The sequence below is a fragment of the Leifsonia sp. NPDC077715 genome, assembly GCF_040686855.1.
Taxonomy (GTDB): Bacteria; Actinomycetota; Actinomycetes; order Actinomycetales; family Microbacteriaceae; genus Leifsonia.
The window spans coordinates 1323706-1340778 of the sequence record NZ_JBFBOG010000002.1 but is presented as its reverse complement, the minus strand read 5'-3'; the positions used below and the strand labels follow the sequence as shown (position 1 = coordinate 1340778).

Below are 17073 nucleotides of genomic sequence, written 5' to 3'. Positions count from 1 at the left end.
AGAGCACATGGCGAAGCAGTCCATCTTCGGGCGGATCTCGCAACTGTTGCGGGCGAACATCAACGCCCTCCTCGACCAGGCGGAGGACCCGGAGAAGATGCTGGACCAGATGGTCCGCGACTTCACCAACAGCATCGCCGACGCCGAGAGCGCGATCGCCGAGACGATCGGGAACCTGCGGCTGCTCGAGGACGACCACCGCGAAGACGTCGAGGCCGCCGCGGAGTGGGGCGACAAGGCGCTGGCCGCGAGCCGTCAGGCCGACCAGTACCGGGCATCCGGCAACACCGCCGACGCCGACAAGTTCGACAACCTCGCGAAGGTCGCCATCCAGCGCCAGATCTCGTCGGAGAACGAGGCGAAGGCCGCCGAGCCGCAGATCGCCGCGCAGACCGAGGTGGTCGAGAAGCTGAAGAACGGGCTCAACCAGATGAAGGAGAAGCTGGAGCAGCTGAAGAGCAAGCGCGCCGAGCTGATCGCCCGGGCCAAGAGCGCTCAGGCGCAGGCCCAGGTCATCGACGCGGTCAAGAGCGTGGACATCATGGACCCGACCAGCGAGGTCTCGCGGTTCGAGGAGAAGATCCGCCGCGAGGAGGCGAAGGTGCGCGGCCAGCAGGAGCTCGCCGCCTCCAGCCTCGACGCGCAGTTCGAGCAGCTGGACGACCTCGGCGAGCTGACCGAGGTGGATGCCCGGCTCGCGGCGCTGAAAGCCGGCGGCGGTGCCCAGCAGTCTGTCACGTCGGGTTCCGAGGGGTGAGCGGCGCGTCCTTCCTCGTCGTCCCGCAGTGGCAGGGCTCCGGGTCGTCACGGGCGATGCGCCTGATCGACGGCGCGGAGGCCATCCGCGGAGACCTGCCCGGCGCCCGCACCCATCAGGTTCCCGTGCCCGCGGCGGCCGGGGAATCGCTCGGCACGGGCGTCAACCGGTTCTCGTCGCTCGCCGCGGTGCGCGAGGCGACGGAGGCCGAGCTCGCGCTGCTCGAGGAGCCGGTGGTCACGATCGGCGGCGACTGCGGCGTGGAGCTCGCGGCCGTGCAGCACGTGCTGGGGTCGCATCCCGCAGGCAGTGTCGCGGTGGTCTGGTTCGACGCGCACGGCGACCTCAACGATGTGGATTCGTCGCCGTCGGGCGCCTTCCACGGGATGGTGCTGCGCGCGCTGCTCGGCGACGGCCCGGACGGGCTGGCCTCGACCGAGGCGAACCGCCTCGCGCCCGCCCAGCTGGTGCTCGCCGGCACGCGGGCGCTCGACGACGGCGAGTCGGCCTACGTGACCGACCAGGAGATCCGCGTCGTCGCACCCGGCGAGTTCGACGACCCCGACGCGATCGTGAATGCGGTCGCGGCGACCGGGGCGACGGCCGTGTACCTCCACATCGACCTGGACGTGCTCGACCCCTCCGCGATCGACGGGATCGGGTATCCCGAGCCGTTCGGCGTGCAGCCCGAGCGGCTGACGGAGGCGATCCGCGCGCTGCGGCGCCGGTTCGAGCTGGTCGGCGCCGGGCTCATGGAGTTCGCGCCGGAGTCGCCGGACGCGGCCACGCGCGACCTGCCCGTGATCCTGCGCATCCTCGGGGCGCTGACCGGTCCGACCGGCGGCCCCGCGGAGGCGCGCTAGCGTGGGCAGCATGAGCGAGCCCAAGATCCTCGTCGAGCGGCGGGGCCACATCCTGCTGATCGGCCTGAACCGCCCCGAGAAGCGCAACGCCGCCGACTTCGAACTGCTGAGCCGGCTCGCCGACGCGTACGGAGAGCTCGAGCGCGACCCGGAGCTGCGCGTCGGGCTGGTGCACGCGGTCGGCGAGCACTTCACCGCCGGGCTCGACCTCGCCGACCTCGGCCCCCGCATCGGGCGCGACGGCCTCTCGTTCGTGGGCGAGCACGGCATCGACCCGTGGCAGGTGTCGGGGCGGCAGCTCAGCAAGCCGGTCGTCGTCGCCGTGCAGGGCACGTGCCTGACCCTCGGCATCGAGCTGATGCTGGCCTCGGACATCGTCGTCGCGGCGGCCGGGACGCGATTCGGCCAGATCGAGGTCACGCGCGGAATCCTCCCGTTCGGCGGCGCGACCCTGCGCTTCCCACGGGCGGTGGGCTGGGGGAACGCGATGCGCTACATCCTGACCGGCGACCTCTTCGACGCCGCCGAGGCCCACCGGCTCGGGCTGGTGCAGGAGGTCGTCGACGACGGCGCGCAGTTCGACCGCGCCCTGGAGCTCGCCGAGCGCGTCGCCGCGCAGGCGCCGCTCGCGGTTCAGGCCGCCCTCGCGAACGCGAAGCGCGCGGTGCGCGACGGGGACGCCGCCGCCGAAGCCGAGCTGCAGCCCGCGCTCGTCCGTCTGGTCGGCAGCGAGGACGCCCGGATCGGCATGGAGGCGTTCCTGACCCGGACCGAGGCGCAGTTCGTGGGCCGCTGACCGATCCGATCCCTCCCACACGACGAACAACCAGGAGCGGCGAGGCCGCGGAACCGAGGAGAAGGCATGAGCGAGACCCGGGACTACGACGTCATCGTGATCGGGGCGGGTGCGGTCGGCGAGAACGTCGCGGACCGCGCCGCGCAGGGCGGGCTCAAGACGGTGATCGTCGAGTCCGAGCTGGTCGGCGGCGAGTGCTCCTACTGGGCGTGCATGCCCTCCAAGACACTGCTGCGCAGCGGCGCCCTGCTGCGGGCGGCGCAGCGGGTGGGCGGTACGCGGGAGGCGGTCACGGGTCCGCTGGATGTCGCGGCCGTGCTCAAGCGCCGCGACGACATCACCAGCAACTGGGACGACGCCGGCCAGGTCGAATGGCTCGACGGCGCGGGCATCGACCTGGTCCGCGGCTGGGGCGTCATCACCGCACCGAAGGAGGTGACGGTGACGGCCGAGGACGGCACGGTGACCGTCCTGCGCGCGAAGCACGCCGTCTCCGTCTCGACCGGCTCGGCGGCACTGATGCCCGACATCCCGGGCCTGCGCGAGAGCGAGCCGTGGTCGAGCCGGGAGGCGACCAGCGCGCAGCGCGTGCCGGTGTCGCTCGCGATCCTCGGCGGCGGCGTGGTCGCGACCGAGATGGCGACGGCCTACGCCGGATTCGGCACCGAGGTGCACCTCATCGCACGCAGCGGGCTGCTCGGCGGCGAGGAGCCGTTCGCCGGCGAGCTGGTGGAGGCGTCCCTGAAGGAGCTCGGCGTCACCCTGCACCTCGACGCGAAGACCGAGAGCGTGGAGCGCACCGACGACGACGGCTTCCGCATCCGGCTCGACGACGGCACGGCGATCGAGACCGAGGAGTTCCTGGTCGCGACCGGACGCCTCCCGCGCACCCTCGGCATCGGCCTGGACGCGTTCGGCGTGGAGGAGGGCGCCTGGCTCGATGTCGACGACAGTATGCGCGTGCTCGGCGCCGACGGCCGTCCGGTCGACGGTGGCTGGCTCTACGGCGTCGGCGACGTCAACCACCGGGCGCTGCTCACCCACCAGGGCAAGTACCAGGCGCGCGCCGCCGGCGACGCGATCGCCGCGCGTGCGCATGGACGCGACGTGTCGCTGGAACCGTGGGGCACGTACGTGGCGACCGCCGACCACCAGGCGGTTCCCCAGGTGACGTTCACCGACCCGGAGGTCGCGTCCGTCGGGCTGACCGCCGCGCGCGCCGAGAAGGCCGGGTACCGCATCCGCGTGGTCGATTACGACATCGGCCGGGTCTCCGGGGCGCACGTCGTCGCCGACGGCTACACGGGCAAGGCCCGGATGGTCGTGGACGAGGAACGCGGCGTCGTGCTCGGCGTCACGTTCGTCGGGCAGGACGTCGGCGAGCTGTTGCACTCGGCGACCGTGGCGGTCGTCGGCGAGGTGCCGCTGAGCCGGCTGTGGCACGCCGTCCCGTCCTATCCCACCGTCAGCGAGGTGTGGCTGCGGCTGCTCGAGGCCTACGGGCGGCCCACCGAATGACGGCGTTCGATCGGACGCCTGTGGGGCGCCTCCTGCTCGACTCACCACTGAGCCGCGCCGGGTACCTGTACGCGACCGCGGTCGGGCACGCCTGGGGCTTCCTGTGGAGCACCGGACGGATCGAGCGTCGCGCCGGGCTGACGGTGTTCCGCGGCATGCCCACGCGCACCTTCGGCCGCGGCGGCTCGTGCGTCGGCGGCGTCTACCTCACCGACCACAACGTCAGCGACGACGTGCTCGAGCACGAGGCCGTGCACAAGCGGCAGTGGCAGCGGTACGGGATGCTGTTCCCGTTCCTCTACCTCGTGGCGGGACGAGACCCGCTGCGAAACAGATTCGAGATCGAGGCGGGCCTCGAGAAGGGCGGCTACCGGTGACCCGCACCATCGTGATCACGGGGGCGAGCTCCGGCATCGGCGTCGTCGCCGCGGAGCGGCTGGCGGCGGCGGGCGACGAGGTCGCGGTCGTCGGCCGCAACCCGGAGCGGACGCGCGCGGTCGCCGAGCGGATCGGCGCCACCCCCTTCCTCGCCGACTTCGAGCGCCTGGACGACGTGCGCGCCCTCGCCGCCGCGCTGCTCGACCGCTACGACACGATCGACGTGCTCGCCAACAACGCCGGCGGCCTCAACCACGAGCGCGAGCTCACGGTCGACGGGCACGAGCGCACCATCCAGGCGAATCACCTGGCGCCGTTCCTGCTCACCGCGCTGCTGCGTCCGCGGCTTCTCGAGACGGCCGCCGCCGGTCGGGATGTCCGGGTCGTGTCCACCGCGAGTCTGGCCAACCGCTTCGGGCAGCTCCGCGTCGACGACCTCGACTGGAAGAAGCGGCCGTGGCAGGGCGGCTGGCGGGCGTATGGCACGGCGAAGCTCGCGACCATCCTGTTCGCCACCGAGCTCGCCGAGCAGCTGACCGGGACGGGCGTGACCGCGTACTCGTTCCATCCCGGCACGATCGCCACCAACTTCGGCAACTCGTCGCCGCTCATCCGCTTCGGGCACCTGGTGACGCGGAGCACGTTCGGCATCCCGGTGGAGGCGGGCGCCGCACCCCTGCTGTTCCTCGCCGGGCCGGCGCCGGTCGGCGCCCCGAGCGGCACCTACTTCGACCGGCTGACCGCCAACGGACGCACCAACCCGCAGGCGCGCAACGCCCAGCTCGGCCGCGACCTCTGGGCCGCGAGCGAGTCCCTTGTCGGCCTCACCACCCCCGCCTGACCCCCAACTACTCGTCCCAACACGCCGTCACGGCCTGGCGCGTAACGGCGTGTTGGGACCAGTCGTTCGCATCCGCGGGACGCAACACGCCGTTGAGCGGCGCGGATAACGGCGTGTTGCGGCCCATGGATGGGCGCACGGCCGGCCGGCCGGAGGCGGCGGTCAGCGGCGGGCGGGGGCGGAGGCGGCGGTCAGCGGCCGGCGCCAACGGCGGCGGGGGCCATGCCGACGGCGTCGAGGAGGTGGTCGCGCACCTCGGCGACCAGCGTGAACGCGCCGGTCACGATCGCGCGGGTCTCTCCCGGGCCGTCGCACAGCATCTCGTCGCACCAGGCGCGCACGGCGCGGGCGCCGGCCTCGCCCGCGGCGCACCGCTCCCCGCTGCCCGGGCGTCCGGTGCGCTGCGAGCGCGACAGCCAGGTGACGGTCATCCGCATCGGGGTCGCCAGCGGGACGATCTGGGACGCGTCGGCAACCTCGACGAACACCCGCCCACGGGCGCACAGCGGCAGCAGCGCGAGCTCCGCCTCCAACTGCGCCAACGACGTCTCGTCGCCGACGACGAGGAATTGGACGCGGTCGTCCGCGTGCGCGGTCGAGGCGGTGTGGGTGGCGTGGTCGGGACGGTACATCTCGCCTTCCACTATAGGTGAGGCTCACCTAACCTCCGCATCCCTTCCGGAGGTCGGGGGTTCGCGGCATGATCGGAGCATGCAGCCCTCCGCCTCCTCCCCCATCGCCCCGATGCTCGCGAAGGCGGTTCCCGCCGTGCCCGCGCCCGACAGCGTCGCCGGGGGCCTGAGCTACGAGCCGAAGTGGGACGGGTTCCGCGCGATCGTCTACGCCGAGGACGCCGGAGACGGCACGATCGGCGACGTCCAGATCGGCAGCCGGGGCTCCAAGATGCTGACGCGCTACTTCCCGGAGCTGGTGGACGCGTTCCGTCGTATCCTGCCGGGACCGTGCGTGCTCGACGGCGAGATCGTGGTCCCGACCGGCGAGCCCGGGAAGCAGCGGCTGGACTGGGAGGCGCTGTCGCAGCGCATCCATCCCGCCGCAAGCCGCGTGAACATGCTGGCCGAGCAGACCCCGGCCACCTTCGTCGCGTTCGATCTGCTCGCGATCGGCGACGAGTCGTACGTCGACCGGCCGTTCGCCGAGCGCCGCGCGGCGCTGGAGGAGTTCGCCGGCGACCTGCCCGCGCCGATCCAGCTGACCCGGACGACGACCGACCAGGAGACCGCGCAGCGCTGGCTGGAGGAGTTCGAGGGCGCCGGCCTTGATGGCGTGGTCGCCAAGCCGTTCGCCGGCGCCTACGCCCCGAACAAGCGCACGATGCTGAAGATCAAGCACCATCGCACCGCGGACGTCGTCGCGCTCGGCTACCGCATCCACACCAGTGGCCGCGGTGTCGGCTCGCTGCTCGTCGGCCTGTACGACGACAGCGGACGGCTGCTCAACGTCGGCGGCGTCTCGGCGTTCACCGACGCCAAGCGGCTGGCGCTGATCGACGAGCTGGCCCCCCTCGTCGAGCGCGACGAGAACGGCGAGGCGGTCACCGGCGAGACCGACCGCAGCCGGTTCTCCGGCAGCAAGGACGTGTCGTTCGTGCGGCTGCGCCCCGAGCGCGTGCTGGAGGTGCGGTACGACCAGATGGAGGGGATGCGGTTCCGGCACACCGCGCAGTTAGAGCGCTGGCGGCCGGACCGCGAGGCGCGGTCGTGCACCTTCGAGCAGCTGGACCGTCCGATCGCCTACGACCTCGGAGACGTGCTGACCTGAGCCTTAGGCCTTCTTCGCCCGGCTCGGCTGCACACGCGGCGGCTCGCCCGGCATCTTCGGGTAGTCCGGCGGGAACGGCAGCTCGCCGAGCCCGTTCGAGAGGTCGCGCTCCCACCAGCCGAGGAGTTCGTCGATGCGCCCGGGCGACTCGCCGAACGACTCCCACGGGTCGCCGAGCGTGCGCAGCCGCTCCGGCATCGTCAGCACGGTGAACTGCTCGGGCGAGACATGCTCCAGCTCGTCCCAGGTGATCGGGGCCGAGACGGAGGCGTGCGGGAGCGCCCGCGGGCTGTACGCGCCTGCCATCGTGCGGTCGCGGTTCGCCTGGTTGAAATCGACGAAGATGCGCTCCCCGCGCTCCTCCTTCCACCACGCGGTGGTCACCTTCTCAGGCATCCGCCGCTCCAGCTCGCGGGCCGCGGCGATGACGGCGTGCCGCACATCCAGGAACTCCCGCTCCGGGACGATCGGCGCGAACACGTGGAGTCCGCGGTTGCCCGACGTCTTGATGAACGCGGTGAGTCCCGCCTCCTGCAGCACCGTGCGCAGCTCGATCGCCGCGGGCACCGCGTCCGCGAACCCGGTGCCCGGCTGCGGGTCGAGGTCGATGCGCAGCTGGTCCGGGTTGTCGGAGTCCTCGGCGCGCGACGGCCACGGGTGGAAGACGACCGTGTTCATCTGGGCGGCCCACACCGCCGCGGCCGGCTCGTCGATGACGAGCTGCGGGTGCGATCGGGCGCTCGGATAGACCACCGGCACCGAGCGGACGTAGTCCGGCGTGCCGCGCGGCGGGTTCTTCGAGAAGAACTGCTCGCCGTCGATCCCCTCCGGGAAGCGCTGGAGCGACACCGGCCGGTCGCCGTTGGCGCGGACGAAGGCGTCGCCCACCTCGACGAGGTAGTTCGCGAGGTCGAGCTTGGTGATCCCGACCTCGGGGAAGATCACCCGGCCGGGACTCGAGATGCGCACCTCCCGATCGCCGTGGGGACCGGGAACCGTGAGGACGACCGCGTCACCTGCCATGGCACCCACCGTACCGCCCCAACCGCCGGGGACCGCGATGTGAATTCGCAGTGGGATACCGCGGGGCCGCTTGAGCGTCGGCGCGCGTGGGACAGAATGGCTAAGCGGGCACGCATCCGTGCCGCCCGCGCCGACGAGGTCTCGAGAAGAGGTGCATGACCCTGAGGATCGTGAGCTACAACCTCCGTAAGCACGCCGCCAGCGGCGAGCTGCAGGACATCGCGCAGGACTACGACGTCGACGTGCTCTGCCTGCAGGAGTGCGACAGCGAGGCGCTTCCGCCCCGCCTCCACCACCTGGCGCTCGCCGACACCACGCGCGCCAACCGGCTGGGACTCGCGGTGTACGTGCGCGACGACCGCTACGAAATCCTCCACTCCCAGGTGTTCGCGGTGAAGAAGTCACTGCACGACCGGGTCCTCGCGCCCGCCAACGAGCGCCTGCTCGCCGTGCACCTGAGGGACCGCGACAGCGGCGAGGACGTCCTCGTCGGCTCGTTCCACGCCGCGCCGCTCACCGCCCTCAACTCGCTGCGCCGCGAGCAGATCGCCGCCGCGCACGCCGGGATGCGGTCCCTCTCGCCCGACACCCCCGCGGTCATGGTCGGCGACTTCAACTACCCGTGGTTCATCCGAGGCCTCGAGCGTCACCTGACGACGTCCGGTTACACACTGAAGCGGACGACCGAGCCCACCTACCTGCGCTACAAGTTCTTCTCGGGCTACTTCGACTTCGTCACCTCCACCGGGTTCGAGATCGAGCACGTGGATGTGCTGCCGGCCGGGGCGTCCGACCACCGGGCGATCCGCCTGGATGCGGAGCTCGCGGCGTGAGCGACGGCGTCCCCTCCGCCCTGCTCGTGATCGACCTGCAGAAGGGCGTGCTGCCCGGGTGCGTCGACGTCCCCGGCGTCCTGGAGCGCACCGCGGCCCTCGTCGACCGCGCCCGCGCGGCCGGCACCCCGGTCGTCTGGGTTCAGCACGAGGAGGATGGGATGGAGGAGGGCACGCCCGCGTTCGACCTCGCCGACGAGCTGGTCCCGGCCGACGGCGAGCCGCGCATCCTGAAGCACTACCGCGACGCGTTCGCCGACACCGACCTCGACGAGGTGCTGGAAAGCCTGGACGTCGGCCGCCTGGTCATCGCCGGCGCTCAGACCGACTACTGCATCCGCACGACGGCGCAGAGCGCGGCGGTCCGCGGCTTCGACGTCACCCTGGTGTCGGACGCCCACACCACGACCGACACGGAGTGGGACGGCGTCGCGATCGGCGGGCAGCAGATCGTCGCGCACACCAACCGGTACTTCGCCGGGCTCCGGTATCCGGGGCAGCTGTTCGCGGCCGAGCCCGCGACGTCCGTCGTGCTCTGACGCGCCCTCGCGCCGACTCCACCCCCGGCGTACGGTGATCCACATCCGACGGCGAGGTGGTGTGGATGGAGTTCCCCGCGTGGCTGACCGGGTGGCTGGCCGGCGACGACTACACGATCGCCCGCGAGATCCTGGAGCGAGGTGTCGCGGCGATCTACCTCATCGCGTTCGTGTCGGCGGTCAACCAGTTCCCGGCGCTGCTCGGCGACCACGGGCTGCTGCCCGCGCGCCGCTTCCTGCGGCATCCGTACGGGCAGAGGCAGCCGACCCTCTTCCGGTGGCGCTATTCCGACCGGCTGCTGCGTGCGGTCGCGTGGACGGGCGCGGTGCTGTCCGCCCTCATCGTCGCGGGGGTCGTGCAGCTCGCCCCGACCTCCGTGTTCGTCCTCGTCTTCCTGATCGTCTGGTTCCTCTACCTCTCGATCGTGAACATCGGGCAGACCTTCTACGGCTTCGGCTGGGAGAGCCTGCTGTGCGAGGCGGGGTTCGTCGTGGCGTTCCTCGGCGCCTGGGACACGGCCCCGCCGATCACGATCGTGTTCTTCCTCCGATGGCTGGTGTTCCGGCTGGAGTTCGGCGCGGGGATGATCAAGATGCGCGGCGACCGCGTGTGGCGCGACCTGACGGCGCTGTACTACCACCACGAGACGCAGCCGATGCCGAACCCGTTGAGCCGGACGGCGCACCTGCTGCCGAAGTGGTGGCACCGGGTGGAGGTGCTGGGCAACCACTTCGCGCAGCTGATCGTGCCGTGGTTCCTGTTCGCGCCGCAGCCGGTGGCGAGCGTCGCGGCCGCCGTCATGATCCTCACCCAGCTGTGGCTCGTGCTGACCGGCAACTTCGCCTGGCTGAACTGGATCACGATCGTGCTGGCGTTCGCGGGCATCAGCGACGGCGTGTGGTCGTGGCTGCTCGGCGGGGCGGCGGTCGGCGGCATCGGCGCGGACACGGTGCCGCTCTGGTACGCGGTGGTCGCGGTCGCGGTGACCGTGTTCCTCGTCGTCCTGAGCTGGGCCCCGCTGCGCAACCTGTTCGCCCGCCGCCAGCTGATGAACGCGAGCTTCAACCGCTGGCACCTGGTGAACGCCTACGGAGCGTTCGGCAGTGTCACGCGGGAGCGCTACGAGGTGGTGGTGGAGGGCACGGCCGACGACCCGTACGACCCCGAGGCCGTCTGGCGCGAGTACGGCTTCAAGGGCAAGCCGGGCGATCCGCACCGGGTTCCGCGACAGTTCGCGCCGTACCATCTGCGGCTGGACTGGCTGATGTGGTTCCTGGCGCTCGGCTCGCGAGACTCCCCCTGGTTCGAGGTGTTCCTGCTGCGGTTGCTGGAGGCCGACAGGCCGACGCTGAAGCTCCTCCGGCACGACCCGTTCGACGGAGAAGCGCCGCGCGCGGTCCGCGCCAGGATGTTCCTCTACCGCTTCACGACGCACGCCGAGAAGCGCGAGACGGGCGACGTGTGGGTGCGGTCGGAGGTCGGCGACCTCGTGCCGCCGATCAGCCTCCGCGGGCACTGAGTCAGTAGCCGGTGCGCTCGTCCTCCAGCCGGGCGAGGTCGCGCCAGATGAGCAGTTTGAGCCGCGCCGGCTTCTCCCGTTCGTAGTCGGCCTTCAGCGCCTCGGCGCCGGAGAACGCGTCCAGCCCCGCCTCGATCGCGCGGCCGACCTCGTCCCACGCGTCCTTCCGGCCGCGCTCGACCAGCGCCGTCAGCTCGTCGTCGGAGTCGGCCTTCGCCCGCAGCTGGCGCGCCAGTTCGATCGCCGCATCCCGCCGCAGCCGGAGGTTGTCCACATCCACCTTGCGGTAGTCGTGGGGATGCTCGGCGTCGCCGCCCAGATTCTCCGCCGCCTCCAGCTCCTCCTCGATGCGGCCTGCCGCGATCCCCTGCTCGGACGCGAGCTCCCGCAGCATGGCGGCCGCCTCCATCGCGTGCAGCGCCGGATCGTACGAGTTGCCGTACTGGATGGTGTCGACCACGATGTGGTTCTTCACCGACATGCGGGTGGCGTATTCCGCGAGGAGCATGCCTTCTTCGACTGACTGCTCGAGGGTGGGGGCGACCGGCTCGGGCAGCGCGTCTTCGTCGAACGGACGCGTTCGCGTCGTCTTCTCGACGCTCCTGCGGAACCACTTCGGCCAGCGCATGGAACTCCTCGGAACAGGAGGCGCAACTCTCGCGCCCCCGTCCATTCTGGCCGAAACCGCCGACGGATCAGCGGTTGGCGAAGAACTCGTTCGCGCGGCGCGTGTAGAGCAGGACGATAATGAGCAGCGACCAGAGGATCTGGATGATGCCGCTCGCGACCTGCCCGGTGAACAGCATGAGCAGGCCGTTGAGGATGTCGATGATCATGACGATCGTGACGACCGCCCGCGCGCCGGAGCTCCCCCGCAGCAGTCCGCGGGCCACGATCACGACGATGATGCCGAGCAGGATCGACAGGATGGCCCCCGTCGTGATCCCCGCCAGCGCGCCGCCGTTCCCCGCCGCCATCCGATCGCGCGTGAACAGCACGAGGATGCCCCCGATGATGTTCAGGATGCCGTTGATGTAGGTGAGGACGGCCACGAAGGTGACCGATCCGGGTCGTGGGTTCATGTCGTTCTCCTCCGCTCTCCGCGGCCGCGCCGATGTCGGTCGCTTCCGGTAGCTTGGCGGATATGGCCGGCTACCGCTACGAGTTCGAGGCAGAGCTGTTCCGCTGGGCGTCCCGGCGGGAGCTCTGGGTGTTCGCGCGGCTGCCGCTGGAGGTGTCGGAAGACATCCGCCTGCAGCCGCATCCACCCGCCGGGTTCGACTCGGTGAAGGTGTCGGTGACGCTCGGCGGCTCGCGCTGGTCGACGTCCATCTTCCCGGAGTCGGACGGCACGTACGTCGTGCCGATCAAGAGCGCGGTCCGCAAGGCGGAGGGCGTCGAGTTGGGCGACCGGGTCAGGATCGGCGTGGAGACCCTGCTGTAGCGCGCGCTACCTGCTCCCGGTGATCGTGTTCAGCGCGAGCACGATGATGAGGCCGTTGAAGAAGAAGCTCAGCACCGAGTGCCACACGACCGTCCAGCGCAGGCGCGTGCTGAGCACCTCCACGTCAGAGGCGGCGAACGTCGTGCCCAGGGTGAAGGCGAAGTACACGAAGTCGACGAACCGCGGGTCCGTCGGCGGCTGGTCGGCGGGATGCGGGAAGCGCAGCATCGGCGTCGGCCTGCTGTAGTAGCGCTGGTAGTAGATCTGCGAGAAGCCCCAGTGCAGGAATCCCCAGGCCAGCAGCATCGACCAGACGCCGACGACGTCGGTGAACGAGCCGATCTCGGGGTCGTTGCGCGGACCGAGCACCTGGATGGCCGCGCCCAGCCCGATGAGGCTGGCGAGGATGGTCGCCGTCATGGAGACCACCCGCGCTCCACGGCCCGTCTCCCAGCGGGCCGGGCGGCCGGCGGGCGGTGCCACGACCTTCGAGAGCCGGCCGAGGACGATGAGCGTGACGACGAGGTAGACCGTCCCGATCGAGCACCACAGGCCGAGCAGGAGCAGCGTCGTGACCACGTCGTCCTCCGCGAAGACGACCAGCCACAGCCCCACCGCGATCATCGCCAGCTGGGCGAGCAGGCTCGCGACGAATCCCACGACCACCATCGGGCGACGTGCGGGCGCGCTCTGCGACATACCTGGATGCTAGGGGGTCGCGCCGTCTCTGTCGGAGTTTCGGCCGTGATCCGTCGGAATCTCCTGCCGCACCGCTTTCCGTCGGAGATTCGGAGGGTGTTCTCCGACGAGACGGACCGCAGGGCAGGATGGAGGGATGCAGCCCCTTCTCGTCGTCGCCGCGGTCATCCGCTCCGACGACGGCGGCCGCGTGCTCGCCTGCCGGCGCGCGCCGGGCAAGGATGCTGCCGGACGGTGGGAGTTCCCGGGCGGCAAGGTGGAGGCCGGCGAGGCTCCGGAGGCGGCGCTCGCGCGCGAGATCGGCGAGGAGTTGGGCGTCGGCATCCGGGTCGGCGCGCTGCTCGACCGCACGGTGACGGTGCGTCCCGACGGCCGGGCGATCGACCTCGCCTGCTACGACTGCCGACTCGACGGCGCTGCGCCGGTCACCAGCACGGACCACGACGACCTGCGGTGGGTCGATCCGGCCGAGCTGGAGGAACTGCGCTGGGCGGAGGCCGATCTGCCGGTGGTGAGGATGCTGGCCGCGGGCGCACTCCCGGGCGCAGGAGGCGACGAGACGGGCGTCCGCCGCGGTTCGGCGGCCGACGACGAGGAGGACACGTGAAGGCCCTGTACTACGAGCGCTTCGGCGGACCGGTGACGGCGGCCGACCTCCCCGATCCCACGGTCCCCGACGGCGGCGCCGTCATCCGCGTCGAGGCGTCGGGCCTGTGCCGCAGCGACTGGCACGCCTGGGCCGGGCACGACGACACCGTGGCGCTCCCGCATGTTCCGGGCCACGAGTTCGCCGGGACGGTGGAGGCGGTCGGCGCGGGCGTCACCCGCTGGCGCCCCGGCGACCGTGTCACCGCGCCCTTCGTCAACGGCTGCGGCGCGTGCGAGTGGTGCCGCGCCGGGGCGGCGCAGGTGTGCCCGCAGCAGACGCAGCCCGGGTTCACGCACTGGGGCTCGCACGCAGAGCTCGTCGCCGTGCGGGCCGCCGACACCAACCTCGTCCGCCTGCCCACCGGTCTCGAGGCGGATGCCGCCGCCGCCCTCGGCTGCCGGTTCGCGACGGCGTTCCGAGCGGTGACCGCGCGAGCGCGCATCCAGCCCGGGCAGTGGCTCGCGGTCTACGGCGCCGGTGGCGTCGGGCTGAGCGCCGTCATGATCGCGGAAGCTCTCGGCGCGCGCGTCGTGGCCGTCGACCGCTCCCCCGCCGCGCTGGAGCTGGCGACGCGGCTGGGCGCCGAGCGCACTGTCCTGGCCGGGCCGGACGCCGCCTCCGCTGTGGTGGATGCGACCGGCGGCGGCGCGCACGCGAGCGTCGACGCGGTCGGTTCGGCCGAGACGGCGACCGCGTCCGTCCGCTCGCTCCGTCGCCAGGGCCGCCATGTGCAGGTCGGCCTGCTCGCGACCGCGGTGCCCGACCTCCCGCTCGACCGCGTCATCGGCTGGGAGCTCGACGTGCTCGGCAGCCACGGGATGGCCGCGGCCGACTATCCGGAGATGCTGGCCCTGGTCGCCTCGGGGCGCCTCCGCCCGCAGGACCTCCTCGGCCGCACGGTCGGCTTCGACGAGGCCGCGCGGCTGCTGGAGACGGCCGAGACGGCGCCGCCGACGGGCATCGCCGTGCTGCACCCGGTGGGCTGACCCGCATCGTCGGCCCGGCCCGAACAGCTCCGGCGTGGGCCCCGCCGGCCCTCAGGTCTGAGGGCCGGCCGCCGACTCCACTCCGGGCGCCGCCGGAGACAACCCCTCAGCCATGGGTGGAGTCCATCCGGGCTCCTCGGGCGCCGACGGCGGCTCGGCGACGAACAACTCGGGCACGACGGGCGTGCCGGTGGCGAGCGTGACGGACGGCGATGGCGGCTTCGGCTCGAACGCGAACACGATGATCGGGATGAGGAACAGAACGGCCGTCACGAGTGTCGCCGCCCCCACGAGACGCCACCACACATCGGGCCATTCCAGTTCGGGCAGGGTGGGCGGCAGAGCGAGCAGGACGGCGATCGCCCAGACGAATGCGACCGCCAGGGCTGCGAAGAGCTTCGTAGCTTGCGATGTCGCCCGGGCGACGAACCGAAGGCCGTACGTCTGGGTGACGAGCAACGCAGCTCTGACCAGGACGACGATCCAGAAGAACCGGAAGAACTGCATGGACCAGACGACACCGCTCGCCGCGTCCTCCGGCTGCAAGAGGCCGCCCCACGTCTTGAGGAGTCCGACGAGGACGAGGACCGCGTCGACCCCGGTCGACACGGGCAGGTACCACCGGTGAGGACCGTTAGCCAACCCGGCGTCGAGCACGACGGTGCCGGCGAACGCCGCGGCGATCAACAGTGTCAGCCACGCCCGTCCCGCGATCTCCGCCTGATCGCCCAGGATGATGAACACCGACCCGAGCAGCGCTGCCGCGACCAGGACACCGATCGCCAGCCAGAGGGAGAGCCGCCGCCAGCCTGGCCCTCGGGTCGTCGTGCCTATGTGATCCATGCTGGTTCCTGCCGTTCCGGTTGTAAGAAGAGCTCGTTCATCTTTGAAGACGAGCTCGACGGCGAATCATGACGCTCGGTCGCATCGGGCAGAATGAAGGGATGCGCATCGCCGACTTCCCTCGCCCGGACACGGCCGCCGCCCGCGCCGCCGTGCAGATCGCGACGACCTACCACACCCCCTCCCTGCTGAACCACGTGCAGCGGTCGTGGTTGTGGGCGGAGGGTTTCGCCGCGCTCGGCGGGTTCGCCCCCGACCATGAACTGCTCTACGTCTCTGCGCTGCTGCACGACCTCGGCATCACGCCGGAGTTCGACAACGCCACCCTCGCCTACGAGGACGCCGCCGGGCACGTCGCCATCGCGCTGACCGCGGGCGCCGGGTGGCCGGCCGAGCGCCGCGTCCGCGCGCACGAGGTGATCGTGCGGCACAACTGGCCGGAGGTCGACCCGGCGATGGATGTGGAGGGCCACCTGCTCGAGATCGCCACCGGGCTCGACATCTCCGGCGCCCGCGCCGATGTCCTCCCGGTCGAGTTCCAGCGCGACGTGCTGACCGAGTACCCGCGGTTGGAGCTCGCCGCCGAGTTCGGCGCGTGCGTGGCCGACCAGGCCGAGCGCAAGCCGGACACCTCCGCCCGGCGGTTGGTGGACGGCGGCGTGCAGCGCAAGCTCCGCGACAACCCGCTGGAACGTATCCTCGAAGGGTGACCGTCGCCCCCGACACCGTGCTGCTGCCCGCGGACAGCTGGCGCGCCCGCGAGCGCGCTCACGCCGAGCGCGTCGACGCGCTGACCGCGGACCATCGCGCCCGGGCCGCGCGCGGCGAGAAGCACCCGGTGTGGGACTTCCTGTTCACCTACTACTCGTACTCCCCGGCCCAGCTACGTCGCTGGCATCCGGGACCCGGGGTCGAGCTCGCCGACGCAGCGGGCGAACCGCGCGCCTCCTGGCGCTGGTACGTCCCCGGCAGTACGCCCGGCTCGCTGACCGTCGACCGCGACGGAATGGAGCGCGAGAAGGCGCCGATGCTGCGCACGGTCGAGCGCATCCTGCGGTCGACCGCCGCGCGTCCCGGCCGGTTCGGGTGCTTCGGCCTGCACGAGTGGGCGATGGTGTACCGGCAGGACGAGCATCGTCACCCCGTTCCGCTGCGCCTCGGGCAGGACGCGACCGACGCGGTGGTCGAGTCGCACGAGCTTCGGTGCACGCACATCGACGCGTTCCGCTTCTTCACGCCGGACGCCGTGCCGCTCAACCGGTACGCGCCCACGCGCGAGACACAACCGGAGCTGGAGCAGCCGGGCTGCCTGCACGCCGGGATGGACGTCTACAAGTGGGCGATGAAGCTCGGCCCGCTGGTGCCCGGGGAGGTGCTGCTCGATGCATTCGAGCTCGCCCGCGAGATCCGGCTGCTCGACATGCAGGCCTCGCCCTACGACATGCGGCCGTGGGGCGCGGAGCCGGTCGCGATCGAGACGCCAGAGGGCAAGGCGGAGTACGTCCGGCGCCAGCGCGGGTTCGCCGAGCGGTCGAACGCGCTGCGGGCGCGCATCCTCGATGGGTGGCTCGGCGCGGAGGCGGCCGCCGCCTGAGTGCGGCG

At 71.7% G+C, this 17073-nt stretch carries 21 protein-coding genes; 15 read left to right on the top strand and 6 right to left on the bottom strand.

What is annotated here, in order from left to right:
- Nucleotides 1–7: 7 nt before the first annotated feature.
- The 6 genes from AB0P25_RS13530 (at nucleotide 8) to AB0P25_RS13505 (ending at nucleotide 5153) form a co-directional block, all read left to right on the top strand.
- Nucleotides 8–757 carry a PspA/IM30 family protein gene (locus AB0P25_RS13530; RefSeq protein WP_363807988.1) on the top strand — a complete coding sequence of 250 codons (750 nt, stop codon included), beginning with the start codon at nucleotides 8–10 and terminating at the stop codon, nucleotides 755–757.
- Complete coding sequence (locus AB0P25_RS13525) at nucleotides 754–1620, top strand: arginase family protein (RefSeq protein WP_363807986.1); 867 nt, start codon at nucleotides 754–756, stop codon at nucleotides 1618–1620. Before AB0P25_RS13530 ends, AB0P25_RS13525 begins: the two co-directional genes overlap by 4 nt.
- Before the next feature lie 10 nt (nucleotides 1621–1630).
- Nucleotides 1631–2416 carry a crotonase/enoyl-CoA hydratase family protein gene (locus AB0P25_RS13520; protein ID WP_363807985.1) on the top strand — a complete coding sequence of 262 codons (786 nt, stop codon included), beginning with the start codon at nucleotides 1631–1633 and terminating at the stop codon, nucleotides 2414–2416.
- Nucleotides 2417–2482: 66 nt separating this feature from the next.
- On the top strand, nucleotides 2483–3934 hold the full coding sequence (locus tag AB0P25_RS13515; protein ID WP_363807984.1) for an NAD(P)/FAD-dependent oxidoreductase: 1452 nt from the start codon (nucleotides 2483–2485) through the stop codon (nucleotides 3932–3934).
- On the top strand, nucleotides 3931–4311 hold the full coding sequence (locus AB0P25_RS13510; RefSeq protein WP_363807982.1) for a Fe-S oxidoreductase: 381 nt from the start codon (nucleotides 3931–3933) through the stop codon (nucleotides 4309–4311). The genes AB0P25_RS13515 and AB0P25_RS13510 overlap by 4 nt, the downstream gene beginning before the upstream one ends.
- The gene (locus AB0P25_RS13505; protein ID WP_363807981.1) at nucleotides 4308–5153 is read left to right on the top strand and encodes an SDR family NAD(P)-dependent oxidoreductase; all 846 of its coding nucleotides are present in this window, start codon (nucleotides 4308–4310) and stop codon (nucleotides 5151–5153) included. Before AB0P25_RS13510 ends, AB0P25_RS13505 begins: the two co-directional genes overlap by 4 nt.
- Nucleotides 5154–5344: 191 nt before the next feature.
- Here the strand turns inward: AB0P25_RS13505 and AB0P25_RS13500 are convergent, their stop codons facing one another.
- Nucleotides 5345–5785 (bottom strand): SIP domain-containing protein, encoded by a 441-nt coding sequence (locus AB0P25_RS13500; protein WP_363807980.1) that lies wholly within the window; start codon nucleotides 5783–5785, stop codon nucleotides 5345–5347.
- 79 nt (nucleotides 5786–5864) lie between these two features.
- Here AB0P25_RS13500 and AB0P25_RS13495 point away from each other — a divergent pair, with 79 nt between their 5' ends.
- A complete protein-coding gene (locus AB0P25_RS13495) occupies nucleotides 5865–6935 on the top strand; it encodes an ATP-dependent DNA ligase (protein WP_363807979.1) in 1071 nt (356 codons plus the stop codon).
- A gap of 3 nt (nucleotides 6936–6938) precedes the next feature.
- On the opposite strand, the gene ligD is transcribed toward AB0P25_RS13495, so the two are convergent.
- Complete coding sequence (ligD, locus tag AB0P25_RS13490) at nucleotides 6939–7958, bottom strand: non-homologous end-joining DNA ligase (protein WP_363807977.1); 1020 nt, start codon at nucleotides 7956–7958, stop codon at nucleotides 6939–6941.
- A 155-nt stretch (nucleotides 7959–8113) separates the two neighbouring features.
- Between ligD and AB0P25_RS13485 the strand changes: the two genes are divergently transcribed.
- The 3 genes from AB0P25_RS13485 (at nucleotide 8114) to AB0P25_RS13475 (ending at nucleotide 10850) form a co-directional block, all read left to right on the top strand.
- Nucleotides 8114–8791 (top strand): endonuclease/exonuclease/phosphatase family protein, encoded by a 678-nt coding sequence (locus AB0P25_RS13485; RefSeq protein ID WP_363807976.1) that lies wholly within the window; start codon nucleotides 8114–8116, stop codon nucleotides 8789–8791.
- Nucleotides 8788–9330, top strand: a complete 543-nt coding sequence (locus AB0P25_RS13480) for a cysteine hydrolase family protein (protein WP_363807974.1) — start codon at nucleotides 8788–8790, stop codon at nucleotides 9328–9330. The genes AB0P25_RS13485 and AB0P25_RS13480 overlap by 4 nt, the downstream gene beginning before the upstream one ends.
- Before the next feature lie 65 nt (nucleotides 9331–9395).
- Nucleotides 9396–10850, top strand: a complete 1455-nt coding sequence (locus AB0P25_RS13475; protein ID WP_363807973.1) for a lipase maturation factor family protein — start codon at nucleotides 9396–9398, stop codon at nucleotides 10848–10850.
- Between the two features lies 1 nt (nucleotide 10851).
- Here the strand turns inward: AB0P25_RS13475 and AB0P25_RS13470 are convergent, their stop codons facing one another.
- Together AB0P25_RS13470 and AB0P25_RS13465 are read right to left on the bottom strand one after the other, a co-directional pair.
- A complete protein-coding gene (locus tag AB0P25_RS13470; RefSeq protein ID WP_363807971.1) occupies nucleotides 10852–11478 on the bottom strand; it encodes a hypothetical protein in 627 nt (208 codons plus the stop codon).
- 67 nt (nucleotides 11479–11545) lie between these two features.
- A complete protein-coding gene (locus tag AB0P25_RS13465; protein ID WP_363807970.1) occupies nucleotides 11546–11932 on the bottom strand; it encodes a hypothetical protein in 387 nt (128 codons plus the stop codon).
- A gap of 62 nt (nucleotides 11933–11994) precedes the next feature.
- Between AB0P25_RS13465 and AB0P25_RS13460 the strand changes: the two genes are divergently transcribed.
- Entirely contained in the window at nucleotides 11995–12294 is a 300-nt protein-coding gene (locus AB0P25_RS13460) for a DUF1905 domain-containing protein (protein ID WP_363807969.1), read from the top strand.
- A gap of 6 nt (nucleotides 12295–12300) precedes the next feature.
- Here the strand turns inward: AB0P25_RS13460 and AB0P25_RS13455 are convergent, their stop codons facing one another.
- Entirely contained in the window at nucleotides 12301–12993 is a 693-nt protein-coding gene (locus tag AB0P25_RS13455) for a DUF1345 domain-containing protein (protein ID WP_363807967.1), read from the bottom strand.
- A 136-nt stretch (nucleotides 12994–13129) separates the two neighbouring features.
- Here AB0P25_RS13455 and AB0P25_RS13450 point away from each other — a divergent pair, with 136 nt between their 5' ends.
- Nucleotides 13130–13600: a (deoxy)nucleoside triphosphate pyrophosphohydrolase gene (locus AB0P25_RS13450; protein ID WP_363807966.1), complete on the top strand. Its 471-nt coding sequence runs from the start codon at nucleotides 13130–13132 to the stop codon at nucleotides 13598–13600.
- Entirely contained in the window at nucleotides 13597–14628 is a 1032-nt protein-coding gene (locus AB0P25_RS13445) for a zinc-dependent alcohol dehydrogenase family protein (RefSeq protein WP_363807964.1), read from the top strand. The genes AB0P25_RS13450 and AB0P25_RS13445 overlap by 4 nt, the downstream gene beginning before the upstream one ends.
- 51 nt (nucleotides 14629–14679) lie before the next feature.
- Here the strand turns inward: AB0P25_RS13445 and AB0P25_RS13440 are convergent, their stop codons facing one another.
- Nucleotides 14680–15471: a hypothetical protein gene (locus AB0P25_RS13440; RefSeq protein ID WP_363807963.1), complete on the bottom strand. Its 792-nt coding sequence runs from the start codon at nucleotides 15469–15471 to the stop codon at nucleotides 14680–14682.
- Between the two features lie 101 nt (nucleotides 15472–15572).
- Here AB0P25_RS13440 and AB0P25_RS13435 point away from each other — a divergent pair, with 101 nt between their 5' ends.
- Together AB0P25_RS13435 and AB0P25_RS13430 are read left to right on the top strand one after the other, a co-directional pair.
- Entirely contained in the window at nucleotides 15573–16181 is a 609-nt protein-coding gene (locus tag AB0P25_RS13435) for a cyanamide hydratase (RefSeq protein WP_363807961.1), read from the top strand.
- The gene (locus AB0P25_RS13430) at nucleotides 16178–17065 is read left to right on the top strand and encodes a 3-methyladenine DNA glycosylase (protein WP_363807959.1); all 888 of its coding nucleotides are present in this window, start codon (nucleotides 16178–16180) and stop codon (nucleotides 17063–17065) included. Before AB0P25_RS13435 ends, AB0P25_RS13430 begins: the two co-directional genes overlap by 4 nt.
- Nucleotides 17066–17073: the final 8 nt, after the last annotated feature.

Coding starts and splice junctions, on each gene's coding strand:
- AB0P25_RS13530 (WP_363807988.1), top strand. CDS start 8: ATGGCGAAGCAGTCCATCTTCGGGCGGATCTCGCAACTGTTGCGGGCG.
- AB0P25_RS13520 (WP_363807985.1), top strand. CDS start 1,631: ATGAGCGAGCCCAAGATCCTCGTCGAGCGGCGGGGCCACATCCTGCTG.
- AB0P25_RS13515 (WP_363807984.1), top strand. CDS start 2,483: ATGAGCGAGACCCGGGACTACGACGTCATCGTGATCGGGGCGGGTGCG.
- AB0P25_RS13510 (WP_363807982.1), top strand. CDS start 3,931: ATGACGGCGTTCGATCGGACGCCTGTGGGGCGCCTCCTGCTCGACTCA.
- AB0P25_RS13500 (WP_363807980.1), bottom strand. CDS start 5,785: ATGTACCGTCCCGACCACGCCACCCACACCGCCTCGACCGCGCACGCG.
- AB0P25_RS13495 (WP_363807979.1), top strand. CDS start 5,865: ATGCAGCCCTCCGCCTCCTCCCCCATCGCCCCGATGCTCGCGAAGGCG.
- ligD (WP_363807977.1), bottom strand. CDS start 7,958: ATGGCAGGTGACGCGGTCGTCCTCACGGTTCCCGGTCCCCACGGCGAT.
- AB0P25_RS13485 (WP_363807976.1), top strand. CDS start 8,114: ATGACCCTGAGGATCGTGAGCTACAACCTCCGTAAGCACGCCGCCAGC.
- AB0P25_RS13475 (WP_363807973.1), top strand. CDS start 9,396: ATGGAGTTCCCCGCGTGGCTGACCGGGTGGCTGGCCGGCGACGACTAC.
- AB0P25_RS13470 (WP_363807971.1), bottom strand. CDS start 11,478: ATGCGCTGGCCGAAGTGGTTCCGCAGGAGCGTCGAGAAGACGACGCGA.
- AB0P25_RS13465 (WP_363807970.1), bottom strand. CDS start 11,932: ATGAACCCACGACCCGGATCGGTCACCTTCGTGGCCGTCCTCACCTAC.
- AB0P25_RS13460 (WP_363807969.1), top strand. CDS start 11,995: ATGGCCGGCTACCGCTACGAGTTCGAGGCAGAGCTGTTCCGCTGGGCG.
- AB0P25_RS13455 (WP_363807967.1), bottom strand. CDS start 12,993: ATGTCGCAGAGCGCGCCCGCACGTCGCCCGATGGTGGTCGTGGGATTC.
- AB0P25_RS13450 (WP_363807966.1), top strand. CDS start 13,130: ATGCAGCCCCTTCTCGTCGTCGCCGCGGTCATCCGCTCCGACGACGGC.
- AB0P25_RS13440 (WP_363807963.1), bottom strand. CDS start 15,471: ATGGATCACATAGGCACGACGACCCGAGGGCCAGGCTGGCGGCGGCTC.
- AB0P25_RS13435 (WP_363807961.1), top strand. CDS start 15,573: ATGCGCATCGCCGACTTCCCTCGCCCGGACACGGCCGCCGCCCGCGCC.